The organism is Moraxella sp. HMSC061H09, assembly GCF_001809255.1.
Taxonomy (GTDB): domain Bacteria; phylum Pseudomonadota; class Gammaproteobacteria; order Pseudomonadales; family Moraxellaceae; genus Moraxella; species Moraxella catarrhalis.
This window is the reverse complement of record NZ_KV796856.1, coordinates 261,163-286,001: the sequence shown is the minus strand read 5'-3', so window position 1 is coordinate 286,001 and position 24,839 is coordinate 261,163. Positions and strand designations below refer to the sequence as shown.

Sequence of the window (24,839 nt, the reverse complement as noted above, 5' to 3'; positions counted from 1 at the left end):
CTCTGATTTGACGCATGCGTCAATCATAAATTTTAATTGAATTATTAATTGCAGACTGGAAATTTTCATGATTAAAAAGCGTGGATTGGGTATGAATCGTGGGCTAGATGTGCTGCTTGGCAACATCTCAGCAGAAAAAAAAATCATCGCAGGTGCCCAGTCTTTGGTGGCAAGTGCCGCCAGTGAACAGACCGAAACTAAGCCTACAGCCTCAACCAAGACTACCAAAATCAATAAAGCTAAAGCAGATAAAAAAGCAGGTAACAATAACCCAGCTTTGGAAGCTGGCATGGGTGAGAAAGTAGCACTTGTTCAAATCGCCACCAATCGCCTGCAATCAGGCAAATATCAGCCACGGCGTGATATGAACGAAGAGGCACTCAATGAGCTATCACTGTCCATCAAACAGCATGGCGTGATGCAGCCGATCGTGATTCGTCTGCTTTTGTCAGATGAGGATAAGTCCAGCGATACGGTAACGCACGAGATTATCGCTGGTGAGCGTCGATGGCGAGCGGCAAAATTGGCGGGGCTTGAGACCATTCCTGCCATTGAGCGGGTTTTGTCTGATGAGGTTGCGATTGCTTTGGCGTTGATTGAGAATATTCAGCGTGAGGACTTAAATGTCTTAGAGCAAGCAGCAGCGCTGCAGCGATTTCATACTGAGTTTGGTATGAGTCATGCAATGATTGCATCCGTGGTTGGTAAAGCACGCACCACTGTTTCAAATTTAATGCGATTAAATCACCTACACGATCAAGTCAAGCAATATATGATAGATGGTGTGATGGATATGGGACACGCTCGTGCCCTTTTATCACTCTCCCAAGAGCAACAGCCCATTATCGCCAAAAAAATTGTTGATGGCGGCATGACAGTGCGAGATGCTGAAAGGCTGGTCAAATCAATTTTAGATCCCAATCCTAAGCTTATCGTTCAGCCAAATCATGAAGTTTTGGCACTTTCTCAGCAGATATCGGATGCACTGGGTGCTAAGGTTAAATTAAAGCAAGGCAAAGATGGCAAGGGCAGTGTGGAGATTTTCTTTTATGACCATGATGAGTTTGGCGAGCTGGTCAATAGACTATGCCAAATATCAGATTATTGATCATCAGACATTAAAATTAGCAGGGCAATGGTCATGAAGAAGCTTGAGTTGGCATTGACGCAGGCGTGGCAAAAAAATGCAGTTTGGCTAAAGCTGTTAACACCTCTATCGGGGCTATATGGTATGGTTACGCATGCTAGAAAATCTTTGTATCACTCAGGTAAATGCCCAATTTATCGGGCGGCTGTACCTGTTCTTGTTATTGGTAATATCACTGTTGGTGGCAGTGGCAAAACGCCATTCATTATTGCTTTGACTAAAATTTTACGCAAACAAGGTATCAGTGTCGCTGTCATCAGCCGAGGTTATGGTGGTGACAGCACACAAATGCCCAAATTGGTCACGCCAACAAGTACGCCCAATGAAGTGGGTGATGAACCTTGCTTAATTGCCCAAAGTCTGTATTCTGATGGATTTTTTTTACCTATGGCAGTTGCGCCAAATCGTGGTCAAGCCATTGATTTATTACTAAAAAATTTTCCTGAGACGACACTGATTATCAGTGATGATGGGCTACAGCATTATGCACTGCACCGTGATGAAGAGTGGATTGTGGTTGATGTTGCCAGAGGTTTTGGTAATGGTAAGCTTCTGCCACAGGGTTTTTTAAGAGAACCCATTGACCGATTACAAGACGCTTTGGTCCTTTATCATGATAAAGATATGACCAAATATCCTAAAAAAGCGATGGCAATGAGCCTAAAAGTAGGGCAAATTGAGCCACTGATGGGCAATCATAAAAGCCCTGTGCCATCTGTAGGTACATATGTTCATGCGGTCAGCGGTATTGGGCATCCTAAGCGGTTTTTTGACACTTTATCGGATCAGGGGTTTTTGGTTATTCCGCATCCTTTTGGAGATCATCATGATTTTAGACTTGAGGATTTGGTGGATTTGATCAATCATCCTATCATTGTCACCAGTAAAGATGCGGTAAAATTGCGTCATTTGGCGACACAAACTACCCATGATATTTTTAATCATATTTGGGTGCTGCCTGTGGAGATGGTATTATCTGATGGCATTATTGAGCAGATTAATCATTTAATTGTTAAGTATCAATTAAATTAAATGATTGGAGTTGTTGGGTATTTAGCTTGAAAATTCTATCTAACAATGCCTGTATCTTTATCTGGTAGGATAAGCATAAAAATACACCAATTCAATTTTTAAGGATAACTATGCAAAAAATTCATCTGATTATTCCAGCTCGTTATCAATCCACCCGTCTACCAGGCAAGCCTTTATTGCTTTTGCACGATCAACCGATGATTCTATGGACAGCAAAAAAAGCCTTAAAAGCAAGTTTTGTAGACACCGTCTGTGTGGCCACCGATGACGATAGAGTCTATCAGACTTGCGCCGATGTAGGCATACATGTCGTCATGACTGACAGCACTCACCCATCTGGAACGGATAGGTTGGCTCAAGTTGCAACGGATTTGGGCTTTGATGATGATGATATTATTGTCAATATGCAAGGTGATGAACCTTTGGTACCAACGGTGCTACTTGAGCAAGTGACGCAGCTGTTGATTGATAATCCAGATTGTGCGATGGCAACTTTATGTGAGCCAATCTACAACCAAGAAGAATTTTTTCGCCCCTCAGTGGTCAAAGTGGTGATGAATCAGGCAAAGCATGCCTTATATTTTAGTCGTGCACCAATTCCTTATGACCGTGATGGCTTGTTGGATATGCCTAATCATGCATTTCGTCACTTAGGTTTATATGCGTATCGTGTGCGTATGCTTAAGCAGTTCACAAACTGGACTCAAGGGGTGCTTGAAAAATTAGAAAGTCTAGAGCAGCTTCGGGTACTTGAAAATGGTGAGCGTATCGCCATTGATATCGCACAAGTTGCACTGCCAGCTGGGGTGGACACACAAGAGGATTTGGACAGACTAAATGCTATGCCTATGGATGAGTTTTTAAAGTTTTAGGAGTGGCGATGACCACAGTTTATTTTATTCGCCATGCTGAACCCAATTATGCCAATCGTGATGAGTTTAGCCGAGACTTGACCCCAAAAGGCATTGCCCAAAGCGAGCGGTTGCTTGATGTGTTTAGGGGTATTGATATTGATGTGTTTTTTTCAAGCCCTTACAAACGGGCGGTGGATACGATTTATCCGCTTGCCAACAGTCGCAAAAAAAACATTCATCTAAAAGAGAAGCTTTGTGAAAGGCGGATTGGCACTTGGGTGGATAATTTTGATGAATTTAGCCAAAAGCAGTGGCAAGATTTTGGATTTCATCTAAAAAATGGTGAAAGTTTGCACCGTGTCCAGCAACGAAACATTGCTATGTTGCATGAAATTTTGATAAATTATCCCAATCAGACGATTGTCATCGGCACGCACGGTACGGCATTATCTACCATCATTAAGTATTATCAGGCGGATTTTGGTTATCAGGATTTTAATGCCAATAAGCACAAATTTCCGTGGATAATGGCATTTGAATTTGACGGTATTATGCTAAAACGCTACCACGAAATTAGCCATGAAATCCACATGGACGATACGCCATGAACGAGCAAGAACAGTTACCCTACTTTGCTCCATTACTTCCTTGGCAAAGACAGGCTTGGCAGCAGCTGACAGGTCAATTCATTGAGCAGCGTATGCCACATGGCTTACTTGCTGCAGGTCAAAAAGGCATCGGTAAGCGTGAGTTTGTTTGGCGATTTGTGGCGTATTTACTGTGTTTGGAAAAAAACCAATATGGTGCGTGTGGTCACTGTCAGAGCTGTCAATGGTTGCGTGCTGGAACGCATCCTGATTTATTGGTGCTACCGCAGGGTGATAGCATCAAAATTGATGATATTCGTTTGCTCCAAGAATACAGTCAAACCAAAGGGCATGGGGTAAAAGTCATTGTGCTTGATGGGGCAGATACACTGACACTGGGTGCTGCCAACGCATTTTTAAAGACGCTTGAAGAGCCTCGAGATGGGGTATTTTTGATACTCATTACCGACCATCCTTCTAGGCTTTTACCCACCATCAAAAGCCGTGTACAGACAATGCCTTTATCTTATATAGATAAAGTAGAGGCGATTGATTATCTGAGTGAATTTATGTCACCTGAGCTATCAAAGCTTTTATTAGATATCAGCGATGGGGCGGTCTTGCAGGCTAAGAGCTTATCTTCTGCCAAATGGTTTGATCAGCGTACACTTTGGTTAAAAACCTACACCGCTCTACAATTATCCAAGCGTACCGCCAGTGCCGCTAGTAGTTACTGGCAAAAAACCTTAACTTTGGCTGAATTTATCACGCTATCAAGAGTCATGTTAATGGATTTATGGCGTGTGTTCTTGGGGATACCAAGCTTACATCAAGATATAGATGTGGTAGCGTTGTTGGCTCAAGTTCAGCTTGACTCTTCAAAACTTGAATCATTACTAAGCTGTATTGATGATACGCAGACAGCTTACGCCCAAAATGTGCAAGAGACTTTGGGCTTTGACCGCATTTTAATTGAGATGGCAAAATGACAATCACCACCATTAATACAAGTTATGGGTCGATGATTGGCGATCTAAATTTTAAAATACTTGTCGGTGAATGATTGAAAATTTGATCGTAGTGTTATGATAGAATAAAAAAGGCTTTGGCTAATAATCTATGAGCCAAAGCCTTTTTTGATACTAATTCTTGGTAGGTTTTATTAGCTTAGTAAACTTACTTTTTATTGAATTTTACCAGCGAATTGGCGTAATGTGTGGCTGATTGGCTTTGAGATGCTCATAAGTACCCTTAACCAAAATATCAGAATTTACCGTACTGATATTGGTATGACCACAAAATGCCATCGTGACATCACATTCTTTATAGATAATCTCCAGCGCACGACGCACACCATCTTCACCATAAGCACCCAAGCCGTACAAAAATGAACGCCCAATCATCGTACCTTTTGCCCCCAAGGCGATGGCTTTTAGTACATCTTGACCCGAGCGAATACCACTATCTAGCCAAACTTCACAGTTAGAATTTTCAGCTTGAGATGCCTGTACGCAGTCAGTCAAAGAAGCAATAGAGCTTGGCGCACCATCAAGCTGACGACCCCCATGGTTTGAAATTACCATCGCATCAGCACCAAAGCGTGCTGCCATGATGGCATCTTCAGGTTCCATAATGCCCTTTAAAATCAAAGGACCGCCCCACATATCTTTAATGCGTGCCACATCATCCCAGCTAAGACCAGGGTCAAATTGCTCTGCTGTCCAAGCTGATAAACTGGATAGATCAGACACATTTTTGGCATGACCTGCGATATTTCTGAAAGTATGGCGTTTTGTGCCAAGCATATTGTAGCACCATTCAGGCTTGGTCATTAAGTTTAAGATATTTTTTAGTGTCGGTTTTGGGGGTGCTGATAGTCCATTTTTAATGTCTTTATGACGCTGACCTAAGACTTGTAAATCCGCCGTTAAAATCAGTGCTGAACAATTTGCAGCCTTGGCACGCTTGATTAGATTTTCCATAAATTCTTTATCACGCATGACATACAGCTGAAACCAAAATGGTTTGGTGGTATTTTCGGCAACATCTTCGATCGAGCAAATCGACATGGTAGATAGTGAAAATGGAATACCAAATTTCTCAGCGGCACGCGCTGCATGAATCTCTCCATCTGCCCACATCATGCCAGTAAATCCAGTCGGTGCGATTGCCACAGGCATACTGACATCTTGACCAATCATTTGTGTGGCAAGCGATCGATTATCCATATCAACAAGGACACGCTGACGCAACTTAATGCGATCAAAGTCCGTTTCATTATTACGGTAAGTGGTTTGTGTCCATGAACCTGAATCCACATAATCATAGAACATTCGTGGTACTTTACGCTCAGCGATACGACGCAAATCTTCAATTTCGGTAATTTTACTTAAATCAGCCATGGTAATTTCTCGCTTAATTTTTTGAGTATTTAATCGTTGATATCATGTTTTTGGGTAATTTTTAGCCATCAATGGGTATTTTACTTGGTTTTATCTTAAATCGGCAAGTAAAAACTAAAATCAAATGCTTATTTTTGGCTTAGATGGCATAAATAACCCAACCTTAAGATTGGGTTAGTTTAATGAGTGGTAAAATGTTGTCTTTGGGGGCATGCTAGGCTTTATTACCCACCTTGCTCATGATAAATAAGAACAATATTGGCCAGATGACAGCACCCACCCAATAAGTTGGGTTAAATATAATCGCCATACCAATTAAACCTGCTTGAATCACATAATAGGACATGGCAATTAAAGTTTTACGAATGACATAACCTTCACGATTGACCAAACCAACAACAGCACATGCCGCAACAACATTATGAACCGATATCATATTGCCCGCTGCACCGCCCACCGCTTGCAAGGAAACAACTTTAGCGGCATCCATAACACCTAAGCCGATTTGGGTTGCTGTCCCCCATTGAAAATGCGAAAACATCATGTTAGAAACCGTGTTAGAGCCAGCAATAAACGCGCCAAGACTGCCAATCCAAGGTGAAACCAAAGGCCACATGCCCTCAAATGCTTGTGCTGCTGAGGTGGCCAATACTTTTGGCATGGCAAGAATCTGTACAGCAGCATCTGGCGATGTGCCTGAATTGATAAATACCTGCACCATCGGCACCGAAAATAGTAACGCAGGTGCAGCAGCGAGCATGGTTTTGCCTGACTCTGACCAGCTTTTTTTGACCATATTGCCTTTCATGCCAAAAATAAAAATACACAAAATTGACACCAATAAAAGCACGCCACCAGGAGAATAAAGCAACTGGGTTTTATTGGTGATATTTGTGCCCAAAATGTTGGCAAAAACGATAGAAACCGCATCACTGGTGAGCCATGCCTTTAATGGTGCAATCGTCCGTGTGATGATTAAAATGGTAATGATGAGTAGATAGGGTGAAAACGCACGTATGACCGAAAATTTTGGGGCGACATCGCTGGTTGAATCGGTGATGGTAAATTCACTGACCCATTCTTTCTCCCAGCTTTCTCGTGGACCAAAGTCAAAGGTTTGTTTTGGGGTTAAAAACCCACGCTTGGCAGCAGGAATAACCAAGGATAAACCAACGACCGCTCCCACAATAGATGGCAGCTCAGGGCCGATAAACTTAGCGGTCAAGGCATAAGGAATGGTAAACGCCAAGCCTGCAAAAATCGCAAAGGGCGCCACTTTTAGACCTTCGGTAAATGAGCGTTTTTGACCAAAAAATAGTGTCAAAAATCCGCACAATATTAACGGAATTAAAAATCCGACCATACCATGAATCATGCCCACATTGCCTGAGATATTGAAAATATAGGCAGGTAAATCCATACCAATATTTGCCAGTGCTTGAGCAAGGTCGTCTTTATTTTCAAGACCTGAATTGACACCAATCAAAAGTGGCGTACCAACGGCACCATAAGATACAGGTGTGGACTGAATGATTAAAACTGCCATCACACACGCCATCGCAGGAAACCCCAACGCAAGCAGGAGCGGTGCTGCCACCGCCGAAGGCGTACCCCAGCCTGTTGAGCCTTCGATTAAACAGCCAAATAGCCATGCCACGATAATCATTTGAACTCGGCGGTCTGCAGAGATATCCATAAAGCCTTGACGAATGGCATTAATTGCACCGCTGTATTTTAAGGTATTTAAAATCAAAATGGCAGAAAAAACGATGAATAAAACATTCACCGCAGTCAGTACGCCATGGATGGTTGCAGCAGCAACTTGGTTACCGCTGGTTTGCCAAACAAAATATGACAAAGCAGCCGTTGCAAGGTACGCCAAGCTCATGGCATATTTAGCGGGTAGTCGCATCACCACCAATAATAAAAAGACAATAATAATCGGCACTATCGCCAAAAAGGTAAGCATGCTCACTCCTTGTTTGCATAATTTTAAGCCAACAGCAGCCGTATGCCAAAAATGGCTTAAGCGTCTGTCTAAGAAGAAAGGTAAACCAATCAAGATTTAGGCTTGGGTTATCTATGTTATGAATTTTTTATTTACAGATAAAAACAAAAAATATGTTATATTTTACCTAAAATTTTACATAATGGCTACAATTTTAAATGAAAATAATAATTGTTCAATTTTAAAAATTCAATGCCAAAAATTAATGACTTAAAATCTACAATAAAGATAATCTGCTTTTTGATTGGGGGTAGGGTATGGATATTTTTTATCGTATTTTGCTATCTTGGGATTTGGCGATGTGAGCATGAATACGATGTCATTTAGAGCGTAAAATAGCAGTCATAGCACCCTAAATAACTTTATAATTGATAATCAATAATAACAGGTGCATGGTCGCTAAACCAAGAATCTTTATAGACCCAAGCGTTCAAGGTGCGTTTTTTCCAATCAGGTGAGCAGGCGTGATAATCGATACGCCACCCCACATTTTTGGCACGGGCTTGACCACGATTTGACCACCAGGAATAAATATCAGCATCCTTACGAACCACTCTGAATGTATCAACATAGCCAAGTTCGTCATAAATATGGTCAAGCCACGCCCGTTCATGGGGCAGGCAGCCAGATGCTTTTTGATTACCCGACCAGTTTTTGATGTCAATGCGTTTATGCACAATATTATAATCACCACAGACGATGAGTGATTTATTCTCATCTCGCCACTGTTTAAGAATGTGGCGGTATTTTTCTAAAAAAAGATCTTTTCTGGCTTGAGCTTCTTCGCCTGATGAGCCAGAAGGTAGGTATAAAGAAGCAATATACACTGGATGGTCGATGCCTTGGGCGGATAAATCAAACTGTGCGCAGATAAATCGCCCCTGACTGTCGGCAAGATCAAAACCCAAGCCATCTACCACCGACACAAAAGGTAGGCGGCTATAAATAGCAACTCCTGCATAGCCTGCTTTTTGGGCAGCAAATAGATGCGTATGCCAGCCCTTTGGGCGAAATTTATCCGTCCATTGTTCATGAGTGATGCGTGATTCTTGGATACAGACCACATCGGCATTGCTGACAGCCAGCCACTCAAAGAATCCTTTTTTTTCAGCCGCACGCAAGCCATTGACATTAATAGAAACGACACGAAGCACTTGATTGGCAGTTTGATAGATTGACTTGGATGGTACAATGTCATTTGGCTTAACAGCGACAACCTGAGATTTGGGTGTTTTTTGCATACTTTTGGTGGTCAAAGTGGCAGCTTGTTTGGGCAAGATAGTACCTAATGTATCTTCTTTTGGATTGATTTGAGACCTAGTCTGGCTATTATTGAGAATAGATTTTGGCGTATTGCGAACTTTTTGGGTCATAGTCGTACTTAATATCAGGATTAATAAGGACAAGATACCCACCTAAGTGGGGTGTTATATATTGGCAGGTTCATCCAATAAAGTTTCTTCGCTGGATTTCCAGTTATAAGCACCATACAGCACCATTTGCATTTGGCGTGTACAGCGGTGCAACATTTGCTGTTTTTTGGTGTCCAGCTCACAAGTTGATAATCGTTCTTCTTCATCCAAAAAAATCGGCATATGCGTCAAATCCAGCCACTCAATAATCCATGAAAAAGACAAATTCACACCCGTTTCTGCTAATAAATAACGGTCATAGCTATTGATATGCTCAAAAGCAGGCTGTAATACCAAATCAGCACTCATAATTTTGGCAAAGGTATTGATTTGTTCATTGATGGCACGGCGAACCGCTTCTGAGCCACCAAACCGTTCACTGGCGATAAATTGCCAATAGCGAGGCTGGGCATCGACTGCCTTAAAAAAGAGCTGAACACTTTTGGCAATTTGGCGGTCAAAACTGCGTTTACGCCCAAGTTGCATATGCTCTCTGAGCGTGGCAAGTGCACCACCAAGTTCATCTTCAACCAATGCTTTACCAAGACTTTCCATGTCATCAAAATGGCGATAAAAGGCGGTTGGCACAACACCAACCTCTCGTGTTACCTGACGTAAGCTAACTGAGCTATAACCTTGACCGCTCATACATAAATCAAGCACGGCATTAAAAAATGCTTGGCGAGTTTGACGCTTTTTTTGTTCACGGTTGGTTGTTCTTGCGATGCTCATAGTTCGTCCAGTGATAAACTTAAAGGTTGAGTGAATAACTGTATATTATGGATAAAAACCTTGCCAGTTGCAAGTCATTCAAAAAAGCTTGCTGAAATTTTTAAAATCAATGCTTTTAATATGTATTATGGTGATGATTTTAAGATCATAAATAAAAATCACTCATTTAAAGCAGTGAGTGATTTAAAATGATTTATATTAAGTATTAAAATGGCCGATTAACTGGCTTTGACGCAGTCAAGCAACACTTGATTGGTATCACCAGTTACGACAGCCTTGTTACCATCAATGGTGAGTATGGTTTTTTGGTTATCAGCAAATCCATGATTGCTGGTGTATTGATTTTTATTACTGGGATCTTGATTAAAATCATACTCAATGCCATCATGATTTAGGTGAGCTTCAATTTCACCTTCATGATTATGAACGACAATATGAACTGTCTGATCGCCACATTGATACGCATCGCCATCAGCGTGGATGTGCATATGACCTGCATGGTCATCATGATGCTCATGTGCGTGAGTATGCTCTTCTTGCATGGTTGCATGCTCTGCTGTACTATCTGGTGTGGCAGGATTGGCAACTTGCTCAGCTGAGGGATTTGCTTGGCTGGACTCATCGGCAGGCTTGCTACAAGCGGTCAAAGTCAAAGCTGCCACCACAGAAGCTAAAAGTAATTTTTGGTTCATAGTTATCCTTTAAAACGAAATGAGTATCATTAAAAATATTGACCATGATAATATAGCAAAACCAACCAACAATTTCAAATCAAGTCAAAATTTTTATGAGATATTGAGGGACTTAATGCCACCCATTAATAAAATCAGCCAAGCATAACTTGGCTGACACAATTTGACATATTGATTATACATTAAATCTAAAATGCATCACATCGCCATCTTGAACAATATAGGTTTTGCCTTCTAAACGAGACTTACCAGCGGCAGCGGCACCTTTTTCACCGCCGTATTCAATAAAATCATCATAGCCGATAACTTCAGCACGAATAAAGCCACGCTCAAAGTCAGTATGAATCACGCCAGCAGCTTCTGGAGCGGTTGCTCCGACAGGTACTGTCCAAGCACGCACCTCTTTGACGCCTGCAGTAAAGTAAGTTTGTAGGTTTAATAATTCATAGCCTGCACGAATGACACGGTCAAGACCTGCTTCACTCATGCCCATGCCCTCCAAAAACTCTGCTTTTTCTTCTTCATCAAGCTGGGCGATTTCAGCTTCAATTTGATTACATAAGGCAACCACGATGGCATTTTCATTGTTAGCAAATTCACGCACCGCATCTAAATGTGGATTATTGTCAAATCCATCTTCTGCCACATTCGCAATATACATGACGGGTTTTAAGGTGATAAGACCATAGCTTTTAATCAGCTTTTTTTCATCGGCATCTAAGTCCGCCAACCGCGCAGGCTTGCCATCAGCAAGTAAAGGTTCAATTTTTTGGAAGACCCCTAGAGCAGCTTGAGCATCTTTATCACCGCCTTTGGCTTTTTTATTTAGGTTTGTAATGGCACGAGTGACCGCCTCCAAATCCGCTAAAGCAAGCTCTGTATTGATGGTTTCAATATCAGATAACGGATTGACCCGCCCATCAACATGGATAACATTGTCATCATCAAAACAGCGTACCACATGGGCGATGGCGTCAGTTTCACGGATATTGGCTAAAAATTGGTTGCCCATACCCTCGCCTTTAGAAGCGCCTGCCACAAGACCTGCAATATCTACAAACTCCATACTGGTTGGAATGGTGCGTTCAGGATTGACAATAGCTGCCAGTGCTTTTAAGCGTGGGTCTGGGACAGGGACAATGCCAGTATTTGGGTCTTTGGTACAAAACGGAAAATTCTCAGCAGCGATACCTGCTTTGGTGAGTGCATTAAATAAGGTGGATTTACCAACATTTGGTAAGCCGACAATACCACAATTAAAACCCATAATAAATTCTCGTATGTTGTGTGAAATTTTGTCATTATACCAAAATTTATCAAATTAAGGTATCAAAAAAGACGAATTTGTAAGCTAAAACCGTCAGACAACTTATTTAGAATGATTTGATAAGTTCATAAGCCAGCGGTAAAAATTTCACCATAAACTGATTTAAAAAGATGCAAGTTGTTGGAAAAATTGTTATAATCAATCACGATTTTACTGTCACTTAACCTAGCATAAGGAAAAACTATGGCTATCGAACGCACTTTATCTATCATCAAGCCAGATGCAGTTGGCAAAAACCATATCGGTGATATCATCGCTCGTTTTGAAAAAGCAGGGCTTAAGCCAGTTGCCATGAAATATAAGCATCTATCTCAAGCTGATGCGGAAGGTTTTTATGCTGAACACAAAGAGCGTGGCTTCTTTGGTGACTTGGTATCTTTTATGACATCAGGTCCTGTCGTTGTGTCAGTGCTTGAAGGTGAAAACGCTGTTTTAGCCCACCGTGAAATCTTGGGTGCAACCAATCCACAAGAAGCGGCACAAGGTACTATTCGTGCAGATTTTGCTGTCAGCATCGATGAAAATGCAGCACACGGCTCTGATTCTGTGGCATCTGCCGAACGAGAAATCGCTTACTTCTTTGGTGATGACGAAGTTTATCCACGCACTCGCTAATCGCTCAGGCGTCCAAGCACTTATGAAACAGCCGTCATATGATGGCTGTTTTTTATTTATACAAAATTTTTGATTAGTAGATTGGTTGACTGAATATTAAGTCAAATAAGTTCTGGCTAGATAAAAAACAAGCGAATATCTATCGTTTGTTTTTTATTGATTGATTATTGGCAGCGAAATTTTATGGCATATTCAAAATCATCATCACGGCTAAGTTTTGGTGCTGATTGACCAAAAATAGCACCCGCAACACTCACACCTTGCTCAATCATGCGCCCTGTGTGTTCATTAAGAATACCATTATAAGTCATCTTATCAGATACCACAATGGGTGATCGGATACCACATTGCTTTTTGGCAGCTGCCAAGGCAGACTCTTGTGCCTTGGTTTTGGTTACACCCAAACCTGTTGTTTCGTGAATGCCATCAGTGCGTGTAATGACAGGTGCGGTCGTAGATGTGCTGGTGCAAGCCGATAATAATCCGCCCAAGACGGCAACTGCTAGTAATTTTTTCATCATAAATCCCCAATTGTAGATTAATTCATTTAATCAGTATAACAAGAAATCGCTGCATTTCAAGTCAGGTATTTTGTGTCACTGTGGGCTTTTTGTATATCATACTAAGTTTTGCACAACCATAAATTATGATATAATAAGATTCATTTACCAAACTAATTTTAACGATGAAACAAGAGATTTTACTGATCGATGCGCCTGCAGGTGTGCTAGAGGTAGATGCCATTTGGCAGTCGGGGGAGCGACAGACCAAAGATGGCTTGGCGATTCTTTGCCATCCCAATCCTGTCCAAGGCGGCACGATGAATAATAAAGTGGTTAGCACCATGTACCGATTTTGTCGTGATGGTGGTATGGATGTGCTACGGTTTAACTTTCGTGGTGTTGGGCGTTCAACTGGTCAAACAGGCACGGGCGATGGTGAGCTTGAAGATGCATTGACAGTACTGCGTTATGCTTTAAAGCATACAAAAGCACGCAAACTTTGGCTGGGAGGCTTTAGTTTTGGTGGATATACTGCTGCACGCTTAGCAAGTCTGATGACGGATAATGAAGAGTTTTTTGATGTGAATTTGCATAATTTAGCACTCATCGCACCTTCGGTGATGCGTGTTGGCATGGCATCTTTACGCTGGCAAGCTGACCATACTTTTATGATTTATGGCGATCAAGATGAACTGGTCAGCCCTGAGCATTTGGCACAGTTTGCCGAAGAAAGGGAAATTCCCACTACCGTGCTTTCAACAGGACATTTTTTCCATGGCAAATTGGTTGAGCTTGGGCAGAGTTTACAAAAACACACCAAAATTTAAATAAATTTAAATAAAAAATATAACAAGGATTTATTATGTCAAATCAAACGCCACTAGAGCGTTATCAGGCTGCTTTGGCGACTGGCGATTTTAGTGAAGATGCCGTTCAGCTGGCGGCGGTGACTTATATGGATAATTTGTATCATGAAATTATCAAATCACAAGACAGCTCAGGTGGTGGGTGGTTTTCAAGCCTATTTAAATCCAAACCAGTCATGCCAAAAGGTCTGTATATGTGGGGCGGGGTGGGGCGTGGTAAGACTTGGATGATGGACATGTTTTATGAAAGTCTGCCAATCAAGCGTAAGATGCGAATGCATTTTCACCACTTTATGCAGCGTGTTCAGCGAGAATTAGTGGCACTTCAAGGGCAGGCTGACCCCCTTAAAAAAGTTGCCGATATCATTCATCAAGAAGCTGTTGTCATCTGCTTTGATGAATTTTTTGTGTCAAATGTATCAGATGCAATGATTTTGGGCGATTTATTTAGCATGTTGTTTGATCGTGGCATTACATTGGTGGCAACTTCCAACATTGAACCATCAGGTCTATACAAAAATGGGATTCATCGTGATAGATTTTTGCCTGCCATCGCTCAAGTTGAAAAACATACGACGGTCATGAATATTGATGCTGGTATTGATTATCGTCTCAGGCTTTTAAAGCAGGCCAAACTATACAGCTCGCCTTTGACCGATGACACCAAAGATTGGCTGTCAGAGCGATTTGACACCTTGGCAGGCGGTCAGACCATCAGCACATCGCCGATTGTGATTGGCGGCCGCAATATTGATATCATTAAGCGTACAGAAACCATGCTACTGGCTGATTTTCGGGCGCTTTGCATGCAGCCTCGTTCAGCAGCAGATTTCATTGAAATTGCCAATGATTTTGATACCGTTATGGTGGATAATGTACCTGCACTAAATGATACGCTTATGGATCCGACACGCCGCTTTATTTATTTGGTGGATGAATTTTATGACCGTCGTGTCAAATTACTGATACGAGCCGAACAGTCTATTTTGACACTTTATCAGGGTGAAAAGTTGGCATTTGAGATTGAGCGGACACGGTCACGCCTGCTTGAAATGCAGTCAGAGGAATACTTGGCAGAAGAACATCGCTTGGATTAAGATGAATTCAGCGATATGAATTTTTAATAAAAATTAAGGATAAAATAATGACAAATGAGATTTTAAATATTATTCACCAACGCCGTAGTATCGGCAACCTATCTTTGCCCATGCCAAACGATGCTGAGCTAAAATCGGTATTAGAGGCTGCGATGGTAGCACCAGATCATAAACAGTTAAAGCCATGGCGATTTTGGGTATTGACAGGAGAGACACTGATTGAATTTGGTCAAGTGTTGTTATCAGCAGCTGAGCATGAAGCGGCATCATGTGGTGAGATATTAGATGAAGTTGCGATCAAAAAAATACTGAATATGCCGCTTAGAGCACCCATGATTATTGTGATTGCAACCGAATATCAGTATCATAAAAAAGTACCACCATTTGAACAATTGCTCAGTGCAGGAGCAGTCGCCCAAAATATGTTGCTTGCACTTGAGTCTTTGGGCTATCGCAGTGTGTGGCGTACAGGTCCTTTGTGTAATACGCCTGAGGTAAAAGATTATTTTGGTGTGACAAAACAAAATACCATTTGTGGCTTGATTTATACAGGTTCAAGTAGTGTTCAGATGCCAGATCGTGAGACTGTGGATTTATCTGACTATGTTGAATATCGCCAATAACTGATTATTTATGACCATTGAAAGGATGCATGCCGTATGAAGCTGCGCAAACCGAATGTCAAAAACCAAAAAGTACAAAAAATTGTCGATGCTGCCAGCATCGGTATTGATGATGCGGTAAGCGCTATCAAAGAATCGGGTCTGCCAAATAAACCATTGATTTCTAGCATCGCTGAGCTGACTGGACTAAAAAAGAAAAAATCAGCTCAACTGGTTGAATCAATGCAGGCAACAGAGCAGATCGCATCGGATATTCATCAGATGAGTTTTGCCTTTTTGGGCGGTGGAAGTTTTGGAACTGCCATGGCAAACTTGGCGGCTAAAAACGGTTGTGATGCGACATTGTGGGTACGAGATAAGCGCACTGTCAAGTCTCTGCATAAAACTCGAATCAATAAAAAATATTTGCCAAATCATAAGCTTGATGAGCGTTTGAAATTTAGTCACGATCTGAAAACAGCAGTGGCAGGCGTGGATGTGATTTTTGTTGCAGTACCCAGCTCGGCATTTCGAGAGATGCTGACCAATATTAAGCCCTTTATTACACACCAAGCTGTGGTTTCACTGACTAAAGGCATGGAAAAAGAGACTTTTGCGATGATGAGTGATATCATCCAAGAGGTGTTGCCTGAGGTGAATTTTGGTGTCATGAGTGGACCAAACTTAGCGGTAGAAATTATGGATAATATGCCTACCGCAACAGTCATTGCCTCAGCATCAGAACCGCTTAGAAAAGCTGTTCAAACCGCTTTACATAGTGCATTTTTTCGTGTTTTTGCCAGTAGTGACATTAAAGGCGTGGAGCTTGGCGGCGCACTAAAAAATATCTATGCCATCGCCATGGGTATGGCGGCAGCGTATGATGTGGGTGAGAATACCAAAGCCATGCTATTGACTCGTGCATTAGCTGAAATGAGTCGTTTTGGTGTGGCGGTTGGTGCTGATCCTTTGACTTTTTTAGGTCTGTCTGGTGTGGGGGATTTATATGCTACCTGCAGTTCGGTGCTAAGCCGTAACTATCGCATCGGCTATATGCTTGGTCAGGGCATAAGTCTTGAACACGCCATCAAAAAATTAGGTCAGACCGCTGAAGGTGTCAATACAATTCTTCAAGTGCATTCTCGTGCCAAAGCACTGGGTATTTATATGCCCATCACTCATGCACTGCATGCGGTATTATATGAGAATAAATCTGCACTTGGTGTTGCACTTAATTTGATGGAAACAGGCTTTAGAAGTGATGTGGAATTTGTTTTGCCGCATGATGAAAGCAATGTACGCTTGAGCCATGAGTTTAGTGAGGTGCTAAAGACCAGTGCCAATGCTAAGCCCAAAGATGAAATTCAATCCAGTGATATGCCTTAGCTTTGGTATATCAACTGTATTAAGGATAAATGATGAAAGTTATTTTTGTACGACATGGGCAAGCAGCCCCGTATTGTGAAGATGATGCAGGGCGAGATCTTACCGACTTTGGGCGTCTACAAGTACAGCAGACAGCACAGTATCTTGCCAAGCATTATCAGCTTGATCTCATTATCGCAAGCCCCTATAATCGTGCCGATCAGACTGCTAAGATTTTGTTATCTTGGGCGATGACTTTGGGTCAAAATCCAAGTTTTATAAGCTTAAACAGTATTACGCCCGATGATAATCCTATGATTGCTATCGATGACCTTGAAGATATCGTGCGTACAAAGTTCGGTGAAGATCTGGATGATAAATGTGTTGCGGTGGTCTGCCATATGCCGATTGTAGCGTCTATGGTTGCCAGGCTTGAGAATTTAAGCCCAGCCTCATTTGAGTTGGCAGAAGCACGGATTTTACAAATGCCAGTTTTGGCACAAGGTTTGGCAACGACCCAAGATGTGTTTATCCCCAACCAATCTTAATACTTTTTAAAAACGATCAAAATTTTTCTTGCAAACTTATAAAGAATTAATTATAATATTGACTTGGCTTCATCGGTAGCTTCGCAACTATGTACTATGAACCCCGCCAGGACCGGAAGGTAGCAACGGTAGTAGATACAAAGTGTGCCGAAGATGTGCTGATGGAGCCATTTTTTATGTCTATAAAAAGCCATGTATCAACATGGCGTTTTGGTGATTGTTAAGATTAAGGCTCAAGATAAGGATTATCAATACCAAGCTGTGCTAAGATTTCAATCTCAAAACCCTCCATTTGGTCAGCATCAGCATCACTAATTTCATGATCAAAACCAAGTAGATGCAATAAACCATGTATAATCAGATGTGTCAAATGCGACTCAAAACTTTTGTTTTGTTCATCCGCTTCATTAAGAACAACTTCGTGGCACAACACCAGCTCACCAAGCTCAATCTCTCCGAGTAATGTGGTCATCTCAGTGGGTAGCTCACTTGGATAAGAAAGCACATTGGTGGCATAATCTTTACCTCTGGCCGCTAAGTTTACAGCACGGCCTTGGGCATGGTTAACCACATAAATGCTGACAGATTTGGGCATATGCCAAATCTGTATGGCATCAGGAAAATAAACAAAATCGATCCCATGATGTAATTTTTGGGTCATGATGGATAAAGTTGTCTCAACAATCTTGTTTAAATCAATATCAAAATACAAAGATTGGACAGTGTTTGTTAAATCATCATCAAAACCCAGCTTGATTTCATTGGGCATCGACAGCCCCTTGTAATTCGGTTTTTTCTTCATTGGCAATTGACTGTTTGGTCAGATGCAGTGCTCTTCTTTCGGCGGCTGCCGCCTGTTGCACCTCATCAAATTGATCATAAGCTTGAACAATTTTTTGAACCAAATGATGGCGTACCACATCGTTACTATCAAAGCGAGTGATATGAATTTCATCAATTTTGGATAAAATTTGTAAAGCTTGAGCCAAGCCAGATTTGTGACCACGAGGCAAATCAACTTGCGTCATATCGCCTGTAATCACCGCTCTTGAACCAAAGCCTAAACGCGTTAAGAACATTTTCATTTGTTCTGGCGTGGTATTTTGTGCCTCGTCAAGAATGACAAATGAGTTATTCAGTGTTCGTCCACGCATATAAGCAAGCGGTGCAACTTCAATCACTTGACGCTCAAGCAGCTTACCAACTTTTTCAAAGCCAAGCATCTCATACAGTGCATCATACAAAGGACGCAAATAAGGGTCAATTTTTTGGGTCAAATCACCCGGTAAAAATCCCAATTTCTCACCTGCCTCAACGGCTGGCCTAACCAGTAAAATCCGTTCAATCTCTCCACGCTCAAGCATATCTACCGCACATGCCACCGCCAAATAGGTCTTGCCTGTACCCGCTGGCCCAACACCAAAAGATACATCTGAAATCAAGATTTTTTTTGTGTACTCTTGCTGATTGTAGCCTCTTGGTATGATCTTGCCTTTGCGTGTACGCAAAGCGACATTAGTATCGCTTTTATCTTTTGAGTTGCCACTATGATCATGGTGCTTACCTTGAGTGTTAGCATAATCATAATCACGAGATAAGCTTGATTGAATAATTAAATGAAGCTCTTCTCCACTAATATTATGCTGTTCGCCAGCAAGCTCCACCAGTTTGTTGATGATAATTTCGGTTCGCTCAACCAAATCAAGCTCACCTGTAATAATAAACTGATCTTGTCGCTGAGTGATTTGGACCTCAAGTCGTTCCTGAATGTATTTGATGTGTTTGTTATATTCGCCAAGCAAAGTGCGTAATTCATGCGTGTTTAGATTGGTTTGGATGGTGCGAGTGATGCTCAAAGACTATTCCTTTTATTGTGGCAAATACCTTGGTTGACAGTGATAAATTGCAATCAAATCAAATAATCAACCAATTGCCATGTGATGAAATCAAACAACGCTTACATTGGGATTATCAGCGATAAATTCAATCTTTTGAGTAGATTTTAGCGATCGTCTTTTTAGTGTATCAAATAATTATGCTAAAATAATGAAAAGCAGTCAAATTTTGACTGCTTTGTAATCGATTGAAACATGCCCAATCATTGCGTTTTTAGCATATGACCTTCAAGATAATGAATATTTTGTGCCTCTTCACAAAATGCCTCATCTTGCAAGATGACATCTCGATGTAAAGGAATGTTGGTTTTGATGCCCTCAATAACCAGCTCATCTAAAGCGTGCAATGTCTTAGCAATAGCTTGTCGGCGAGTTTGGGCATGGCATATGAGCTTACCGATTAAAGAGTCATAGTAGCTTGGAATGGTATAGCCTTGATAAAGATGTGAATCAAAGCGAATCCCTGAACCACTTGGAGTGAATAAACGCTGAATTTGACCAGGTGATGGCATAAAAGTTTTTGGGTCTTCAGCATTAATACGGCATTCGATGGCATGACCTCGAATCGTAATTTCATCTTGATGATAGGATAATCCATACCCTGCGGCGATTTTTAATTGTTCGACCACGATATCGATGCCTGTAATCATCTCGGTTACGGGGTGCTCAACTTGTACACGGGTATTCATCTCAATAAAGAAAAATTCACCATTTTCGTATAAAAATTCAAAGGTGCCTGCACCACGATAACCGATTTTTTTACAGGCATGAACGCATGCTTCTAAAATTGGCGTACGAACCTCATCAGGAATATCTGGAGCAGGTGCTTCTTCGAGTACTTTTTGATGCCTGCGTTGCAATGAACAGTCTCGGTCAAATAAATGCAAAGCATTACCATTACCATCACCCAACACCTGTACCTCAACATGGCGAGGATTTTTTAAAAAACGCTCCATGTAGACCGTATCATCACCAAAGGCATTTTGAGCTTCGGTTTTGGCTGCTTGAACTTGGATTAACAGTTCTTCAAAACGCTCAACAACTCGCATGCCACGACCACCGCCACCAGCTGCAGCTTTGACAATCAATGGAAAGCCAATTTCACGAGCTTGCTCTTCAGCATTACCTAAAGTGATTGCACCGATAGAACCTGGTACCGTTGGTACGCCAGCTTCTTTCATGGCATTGATTGCAGAAACTTTATTGCCCATTAATCGAATGTGCTCTGGGTGCGGGCCAACAAAAGTTAAGCCTGCCTCTTCAACCCGTTCAGCAAATTCAGCATTTTCTGACAAAAACCCATATCCAGGATGAATGGCATCAGCTGCGGTAATCTCAGCTGCTGCCAGTAGGGCATTAATATCCAAATAACTGTGAGCGGAAGGCGCATTACCGATACATACCGCTTCATCAACAAAGCGTAAGTGCATCAAGTCTTTATCAGCAGTAGAGTAAACGCCTACTGTCGCAATGCCCAATTGCTTGCACGCACGCACGATGCGTAGAGCAATCTCGCCACGGTTTGCAATGAGAAGTTTTTTAATCATAGTGTCTTCCTGTTAGGCTTTGTAGCGAATGACAGGCTGACCAAATTCGACCACTTCGGCATTCTTAACCAAGATTTCTTCAATAATACCGCTTTGGGTGGCTTCTAAGGGATTCATGATTTTCATGGCTTCGATGATACCAAGCGTATCACCAGCCTCAACTTTTTGACCTACTTTGACAAAAGGAGGATCATTAGGGCTGGGTGCTGAATAAAAGACGCCAACCATGGGCGAAGTTTCAAGCTGACCACTTGGCTTGACGACAGCAGGAGTTGTGGCTGACGGTGCTGCTGAAACAACTTGGGTGGTAGCGACTGTCTGCACGGCAGTATTACGAGTAAGGCTGATGTATTTGTCATCATAACCATATTCCAAATTTAACAGATCTTTTTCTTCCATCAGATCTAAAAGTTCACGAATTTTTTTGATGTCCATCAGTATTACCTTGATAAAAATAAGAATGTTAATATTACGCCAGTCAAAAGGCTATCCACGCCTTTAGCGAGCAAAACTTACCACCGATTAAGCAAACAGCCAAGATGGTTTAAAAATTATCTTTATATAGTGTACATTCGTTTTATTTTATTGCAAGTGTTTTTTTGTCATATTTTGGTACAATTTGGCAAACTGATGTCTGTTTAGGTGAATTTGGGTACAGTATAAGCCGATGTCTCATCCATCCAACTGGGCTTGACCCATTTTTGAGATTCGGTAAACCGGTAAGTTGCCATTTTTGTCAGTAGTGTGGGGATGTTGTCGGCCACACAAATCAAATTAATATTTGAAACGGGCATAAAGCCTGCTTTTGCTGTCTGTTCAAGCAATTTAAGAAAAGGGTTAAAAAACCCATCAACATTAAGAACACCAATCGGCTTGGCGTGCTGACGCAATTGTGCCAGTGACATGACCTCGAAAAGCTCTTCGTAGGTACCAATACCACCAGGAAGAGCAATAAAAGCATCTGCTAAGGATATCATCTTTAGTTTACGACTTGCCATATCTTCTGTGATGATAAGCTCGCTTAGGCCATGATGAGCGACTTCTTTATCCTTCAAAAATCTGGGAATAATACCAATACTTTTTCCACCATGTGCGATGATGCTGTCTGCAATCGTGCCCATCAAGCCAACATTGCCACCACCATAAACCAAGGTGATGTCATGCTCTGCCAAAGTTTTACCTAAGCTTTGGGCGGCATGATAATAAGCAGGTGTATCGCCAAAGTTTGAACCACAATAGACGACAATGCGTGCAAATTTATCTTGATAATTCATGTGTATAATCAATGGTTATATTCAGGTGTATTTAAAACTTCTAAAATATGTTCTTTATAGGGTCTTAATGCTGGTAAAATATTGTTTGTGATTAAACTTTGACGATAACCAAGCAATTCAAGCGGTAATTCTTCAATTAAGCCATCATAAGCAACCAAGACCAATAAGTCATTCATCCAACGGTTTTTTAATAATAAATTAGGGGGAATGTAGTGGCTTTGACTGTAGGCATTGATGATATCATTTAAGTCATTTTTAAAGGGTTTGGATTTACTATGATAAGTCGGTGGCGGTAATGCAGGCAGATTGCCATCAGGCATATTTTTGACTTGGCAAATGATGCGTACAATTTCGTTACCATAGCGTCTTAGCACAGCTCGGTTGATGGTAGTACGAGCCAAAAGCTTGATACTATCAGGCATGTCTTGGACAATTTCCCTAAGTGCCTGTTTGCTGATAATAAAGCTTCTGGGTTCATTGGTTGCTCTTGCCAATGCTTCACGCCAAATGGTGAGCTGCTGAAGTACTCCCAATTGACGGCGATTATAAATCGGTGCTAATAAGTCTAGATACAGCATCTCATCGGGTTGATTTTGAATGGTGTGCAGTTCTCGAGCATAGTGATTGCTGTCTTCAAGGACGCAATTTAAAATGCCACGAGCTGCCAATTCGGTGCGTACAACTTCATATAATTTTAATAAGTAGCGGACATCATTAGCAGCATAAGTCTCTTGTTCATAAGACAAAGGTCTCGCTAGCCAATTTGACTGGCTTTCGCCTTTATCAATTTCAATGCCAAGCATTTCATTGAGAGCTTGGCTATAACCAGCTTGCAATTTACCTGATAAATAGGCTACCCCAATTTGTACATCAAAAATATTGGTCAGTGGTGGGCATTTGGCCAGTAAATAAAAAATTCCCAAATCTTCGCCGCATGCGTACCATACCATTGTTGGTACCTCAGCAAGTGCTTGCCAAAATTCGGTCAAATCCAGCTTAGGTGCGTCAATTAGATAAATGGCATTGCCAGTATTGATTTGTATCAGTGCCAAAATTGGGTAATAGGTTGTTCGTTTGATAAATTCAGTATCAAGTGCGACCACATCGCTAGCATCAATCTCATCAATCAGTGCGTACAGATCATCATCATTTTGCACCCAAATGGTTGGCAGTCCATCACAAGCCGCTTGATTGATGGTAAATTTTGGAAACTCAAGAGTTGGTATAGTCATAATTGATCATTATATATTACTACGATATATTACTGCGATTTTGTAGTGCTTGATGTAGTGTGATGCTGTCCACATATCCAAGTTCACCGCCCATAGGAATGCCCTGAGCAAGACGGGTAATTTTGGGTACATGGGTACAGATGGCATCATGAATAAAAAAAGCCGTGGTTTGTCCTTCAACCGTGGCACCAGTGGCTAAGATCACCTCATGGATCGCTTCATGCCTGATGCGATGAATCAACTGATCAATATGCAAATCATTGGCATTGATACCATCGATGGGCGATAAATGCCCACCAAGTACAAAATACTTGCCACGATAAGCACCACTTTGCTCAATCGCCATGACATCTGATGCATTCTCAACGACACATAGTAGCCCATCATCACGGCGATGATCTAAGCAAATTGGGCAAATCTCATCATCACTAAAGGAGTGACACTGCAAGCATTCTTTAATGTCGTGCATCGCAGTCTCAAGTGCAGCCGCCAAAGATAATCCTTGGGTGCGTTTTTTGGTCAAAAGCTGTAGCGCCATTCGCTGAGCTGATTTTTGTCCTACACTTGGTAAGACTTGTAGCTCTTTGATGAGTTTATCCAGTTTTGGGGTGAGCATTTAGCCAAACAAGCCTTTCATACTAGGTGGCAGACCCATGCCAGTTGTCGCACCAGCCATCACCTCTTCATACAGTTCATCTGCTTGACGCACCGCATCATTAATTGCGGCAGCTACCAAATCTTCTATCATGTCAGGCTCATCATCCATTAGACTTGGGTCAATGGCTAAACGCTTAACGACATGGCGACCTGTCATGGTAACTTTGACCAAGCCATTGCCTGCTTCGCCTTGCACTTCCTTGGTTGCAAGACTTGCTTTGGCAGCTTCAACATTTTTTTCAACTTGTTTTTGCATGGCTTGGGCTTGTTGCATTAATGCTTGAATATTCATAGGCAATCTTCCTAAGATGTAAATAATTAACTAAATAATTGACACATTATAGCATATAATCTGAGTGATAAAAATGCAAGAAAATCCAAACTCAGCAATTAATGATTAAGGGATATTATGCCATAAATATAAAATTAGCCCAACTTGGCAAAC

The 24,839-nt window shown here is 41.6% G+C and carries 26 protein-coding genes and 1 other RNA gene; 12 read left to right on the top strand and 15 right to left on the bottom strand.

Annotated elements, in window-relative coordinates:
• Nucleotides 1-67: 67 nt before the first annotated feature.
• The 5 genes from HMPREF2573_RS07790 to HMPREF2573_RS07770 all read left to right on the top strand — a co-directional run bounded on the left by HMPREF2573_RS07790 (nucleotide 68) and on the right by HMPREF2573_RS07770 (nucleotide 4,609).
• Nucleotides 68-1,108: a ParB/RepB/Spo0J family partition protein gene (locus tag HMPREF2573_RS07790; protein ID WP_042510314.1), complete on the top strand. Its 1,041-nt coding sequence runs from the start codon at nucleotides 68-70 to the stop codon at nucleotides 1,106-1,108.
• A 33-nt stretch (nucleotides 1,109-1,141) separates the two neighbouring features.
• Nucleotides 1,142-2,179 carry a tetraacyldisaccharide 4'-kinase gene (gene lpxK, locus HMPREF2573_RS07785; protein ID WP_042510540.1) on the top strand — a complete coding sequence of 346 codons (1,038 nt, stop codon included), beginning with the start codon at nucleotides 1,142-1,144 and terminating at the stop codon, nucleotides 2,177-2,179.
• 110 nt (nucleotides 2,180-2,289) lie between these two features.
• Nucleotides 2,290-3,051 carry a 3-deoxy-manno-octulosonate cytidylyltransferase gene (gene kdsB / locus HMPREF2573_RS07780; protein ID WP_003656801.1) on the top strand — a complete coding sequence of 254 codons (762 nt, stop codon included), beginning with the start codon at nucleotides 2,290-2,292 and terminating at the stop codon, nucleotides 3,049-3,051.
• Between the two features lie 8 nt (nucleotides 3,052-3,059).
• On the top strand, nucleotides 3,060-3,641 hold the full coding sequence (locus HMPREF2573_RS07775; protein WP_003656802.1) for a histidine phosphatase family protein: 582 nt from the start codon (nucleotides 3,060-3,062) through the stop codon (nucleotides 3,639-3,641).
• Complete coding sequence (locus HMPREF2573_RS07770; protein ID WP_003656804.1) at nucleotides 3,638-4,609, top strand: DNA polymerase III subunit; 972 nt, start codon at nucleotides 3,638-3,640, stop codon at nucleotides 4,607-4,609. The genes HMPREF2573_RS07775 and HMPREF2573_RS07770 overlap by 4 nt, the downstream gene beginning before the upstream one ends.
• A gap of 204 nt (nucleotides 4,610-4,813) precedes the next feature.
• Here the strand turns inward: HMPREF2573_RS07770 and HMPREF2573_RS07765 are convergent, their stop codons facing one another.
• The 6 genes from HMPREF2573_RS07765 to ychF form a co-directional block, all read right to left on the bottom strand.
• Nucleotides 4,814-6,022, bottom strand: coding sequence for an alpha-hydroxy acid oxidase (locus tag HMPREF2573_RS07765; RefSeq protein ID WP_003658363.1), 1,209 nt, complete (start codon nucleotides 6,020-6,022; stop codon nucleotides 4,814-4,816).
• A 214-nt stretch (nucleotides 6,023-6,236) separates the two neighbouring features.
• The gene (locus tag HMPREF2573_RS07760) at nucleotides 6,237-7,991 is read right to left on the bottom strand and encodes an L-lactate permease (protein WP_003671100.1); all 1,755 of its coding nucleotides are present in this window, start codon (nucleotides 7,989-7,991) and stop codon (nucleotides 6,237-6,239) included.
• Between the two features lie 401 nt (nucleotides 7,992-8,392).
• Nucleotides 8,393-9,403 (bottom strand): exodeoxyribonuclease III, encoded by a 1,011-nt coding sequence (locus HMPREF2573_RS07755; RefSeq protein WP_003662356.1) that lies wholly within the window; start codon nucleotides 9,401-9,403, stop codon nucleotides 8,393-8,395.
• A 54-nt stretch (nucleotides 9,404-9,457) separates the two neighbouring features.
• Complete coding sequence (locus tag HMPREF2573_RS07750) at nucleotides 9,458-10,174, bottom strand: TetR family transcriptional regulator (protein ID WP_003663547.1); 717 nt, start codon at nucleotides 10,172-10,174, stop codon at nucleotides 9,458-9,460.
• A 218-nt stretch (nucleotides 10,175-10,392) separates the two neighbouring features.
• Complete coding sequence (locus tag HMPREF2573_RS07745) at nucleotides 10,393-10,866, bottom strand: hypothetical protein (protein ID WP_004462867.1); 474 nt, start codon at nucleotides 10,864-10,866, stop codon at nucleotides 10,393-10,395.
• Between the two features lie 175 nt (nucleotides 10,867-11,041).
• A complete protein-coding gene (ychF, locus tag HMPREF2573_RS07740; RefSeq protein ID WP_003658353.1) occupies nucleotides 11,042-12,133 on the bottom strand; it encodes a redox-regulated ATPase YchF in 1,092 nt (363 codons plus the stop codon).
• 243 nt (nucleotides 12,134-12,376) lie between these two features.
• On the opposite strand from ychF, the gene ndk reads away from it, so the two are divergent.
• Entirely contained in the window at nucleotides 12,377-12,808 is a 432-nt protein-coding gene (gene ndk / locus HMPREF2573_RS07735) for a nucleoside-diphosphate kinase (protein ID WP_003658352.1), read from the top strand.
• 164 nt (nucleotides 12,809-12,972) lie between these two features.
• Here ndk and HMPREF2573_RS07730 read toward each other — a convergent pair whose 3' ends face one another.
• Nucleotides 12,973-13,326: a hypothetical protein gene (locus tag HMPREF2573_RS07730; RefSeq protein ID WP_003659671.1), complete on the bottom strand. Its 354-nt coding sequence runs from the start codon at nucleotides 13,324-13,326 to the stop codon at nucleotides 12,973-12,975.
• A gap of 167 nt (nucleotides 13,327-13,493) precedes the next feature.
• Between HMPREF2573_RS07730 and HMPREF2573_RS07725 the strand changes: the two genes are divergently transcribed.
• The 6 genes from HMPREF2573_RS07725 (at nucleotide 13,494) to ffs (ending at nucleotide 17,956) form a co-directional block, all read left to right on the top strand.
• Nucleotides 13,494-14,138: an alpha/beta hydrolase gene (locus HMPREF2573_RS07725; RefSeq protein WP_013107896.1), complete on the top strand. Its 645-nt coding sequence runs from the start codon at nucleotides 13,494-13,496 to the stop codon at nucleotides 14,136-14,138.
• Between the two features lie 35 nt (nucleotides 14,139-14,173).
• Entirely contained in the window at nucleotides 14,174-15,274 is a 1,101-nt protein-coding gene (zapE, locus tag HMPREF2573_RS07720) for a cell division protein ZapE (protein ID WP_003658347.1), read from the top strand.
• 47 nt (nucleotides 15,275-15,321) lie between these two features.
• Nucleotides 15,322-15,897 carry a nitroreductase family protein gene (locus tag HMPREF2573_RS07715; protein WP_003658345.1) on the top strand — a complete coding sequence of 192 codons (576 nt, stop codon included), beginning with the start codon at nucleotides 15,322-15,324 and terminating at the stop codon, nucleotides 15,895-15,897.
• A gap of 36 nt (nucleotides 15,898-15,933) precedes the next feature.
• The gene (locus HMPREF2573_RS07710; RefSeq protein WP_003659674.1) at nucleotides 15,934-17,262 is read left to right on the top strand and encodes an NAD(P)H-dependent glycerol-3-phosphate dehydrogenase; all 1,329 of its coding nucleotides are present in this window, start codon (nucleotides 15,934-15,936) and stop codon (nucleotides 17,260-17,262) included.
• A gap of 32 nt (nucleotides 17,263-17,294) precedes the next feature.
• Nucleotides 17,295-17,789 carry a SixA phosphatase family protein gene (locus tag HMPREF2573_RS07705; RefSeq protein WP_003659676.1) on the top strand — a complete coding sequence of 165 codons (495 nt, stop codon included), beginning with the start codon at nucleotides 17,295-17,297 and terminating at the stop codon, nucleotides 17,787-17,789.
• A gap of 70 nt (nucleotides 17,790-17,859) precedes the next feature.
• Nucleotides 17,860-17,956, top strand: an RNA gene (ffs, locus tag HMPREF2573_RS07700) — signal recognition particle sRNA small type.
• Between the two features lie 59 nt (nucleotides 17,957-18,015).
• Here the strand turns inward: ffs and ybeY are convergent.
• The 8 genes from ybeY to HMPREF2573_RS07660 all read right to left on the bottom strand — a co-directional run bounded on the left by ybeY (nucleotide 18,016) and on the right by HMPREF2573_RS07660 (nucleotide 24,686).
• On the bottom strand, nucleotides 18,016-18,558 hold the full coding sequence (gene ybeY / locus HMPREF2573_RS07695) for an rRNA maturation RNase YbeY (RefSeq protein ID WP_003658339.1): 543 nt from the start codon (nucleotides 18,556-18,558) through the stop codon (nucleotides 18,016-18,018).
• Nucleotides 18,548-19,645 carry a PhoH family protein gene (locus HMPREF2573_RS07690; protein WP_003658338.1) on the bottom strand — a complete coding sequence of 366 codons (1,098 nt, stop codon included), beginning with the start codon at nucleotides 19,643-19,645 and terminating at the stop codon, nucleotides 18,548-18,550. The genes ybeY and HMPREF2573_RS07690 overlap by 11 nt, the downstream gene beginning before the upstream one ends.
• Before the next feature lie 242 nt (nucleotides 19,646-19,887).
• A complete protein-coding gene (accC, locus tag HMPREF2573_RS07685; RefSeq protein WP_003658336.1) occupies nucleotides 19,888-21,231 on the bottom strand; it encodes an acetyl-CoA carboxylase biotin carboxylase subunit in 1,344 nt (447 codons plus the stop codon).
• 12 nt (nucleotides 21,232-21,243) lie between these two features.
• Nucleotides 21,244-21,666 carry an acetyl-CoA carboxylase biotin carboxyl carrier protein gene (accB, locus tag HMPREF2573_RS07680; RefSeq protein ID WP_003658335.1) on the bottom strand — a complete coding sequence of 141 codons (423 nt, stop codon included), beginning with the start codon at nucleotides 21,664-21,666 and terminating at the stop codon, nucleotides 21,244-21,246.
• Nucleotides 21,667-21,869: 203 nt separating this feature from the next.
• Nucleotides 21,870-22,505: an LOG family protein gene (locus HMPREF2573_RS07675; protein ID WP_003658333.1), complete on the bottom strand. Its 636-nt coding sequence runs from the start codon at nucleotides 22,503-22,505 to the stop codon at nucleotides 21,870-21,872.
• 8 nt (nucleotides 22,506-22,513) lie between these two features.
• The gene (locus tag HMPREF2573_RS07670; protein WP_003666463.1) at nucleotides 22,514-23,737 is read right to left on the bottom strand and encodes a ribonuclease D; all 1,224 of its coding nucleotides are present in this window, start codon (nucleotides 23,735-23,737) and stop codon (nucleotides 22,514-22,516) included.
• Nucleotides 23,738-23,756: 19 nt separating this feature from the next.
• On the bottom strand, nucleotides 23,757-24,353 hold the full coding sequence (recR, locus tag HMPREF2573_RS07665; RefSeq protein ID WP_003658330.1) for a recombination mediator RecR: 597 nt from the start codon (nucleotides 24,351-24,353) through the stop codon (nucleotides 23,757-23,759).
• Nucleotides 24,354-24,686 carry a YbaB/EbfC family nucleoid-associated protein gene (locus HMPREF2573_RS07660; RefSeq protein WP_003658329.1) on the bottom strand — a complete coding sequence of 111 codons (333 nt, stop codon included), beginning with the start codon at nucleotides 24,684-24,686 and terminating at the stop codon, nucleotides 24,354-24,356.
• Between the last annotated feature and the right edge of the window lie 153 nt (nucleotides 24,687-24,839).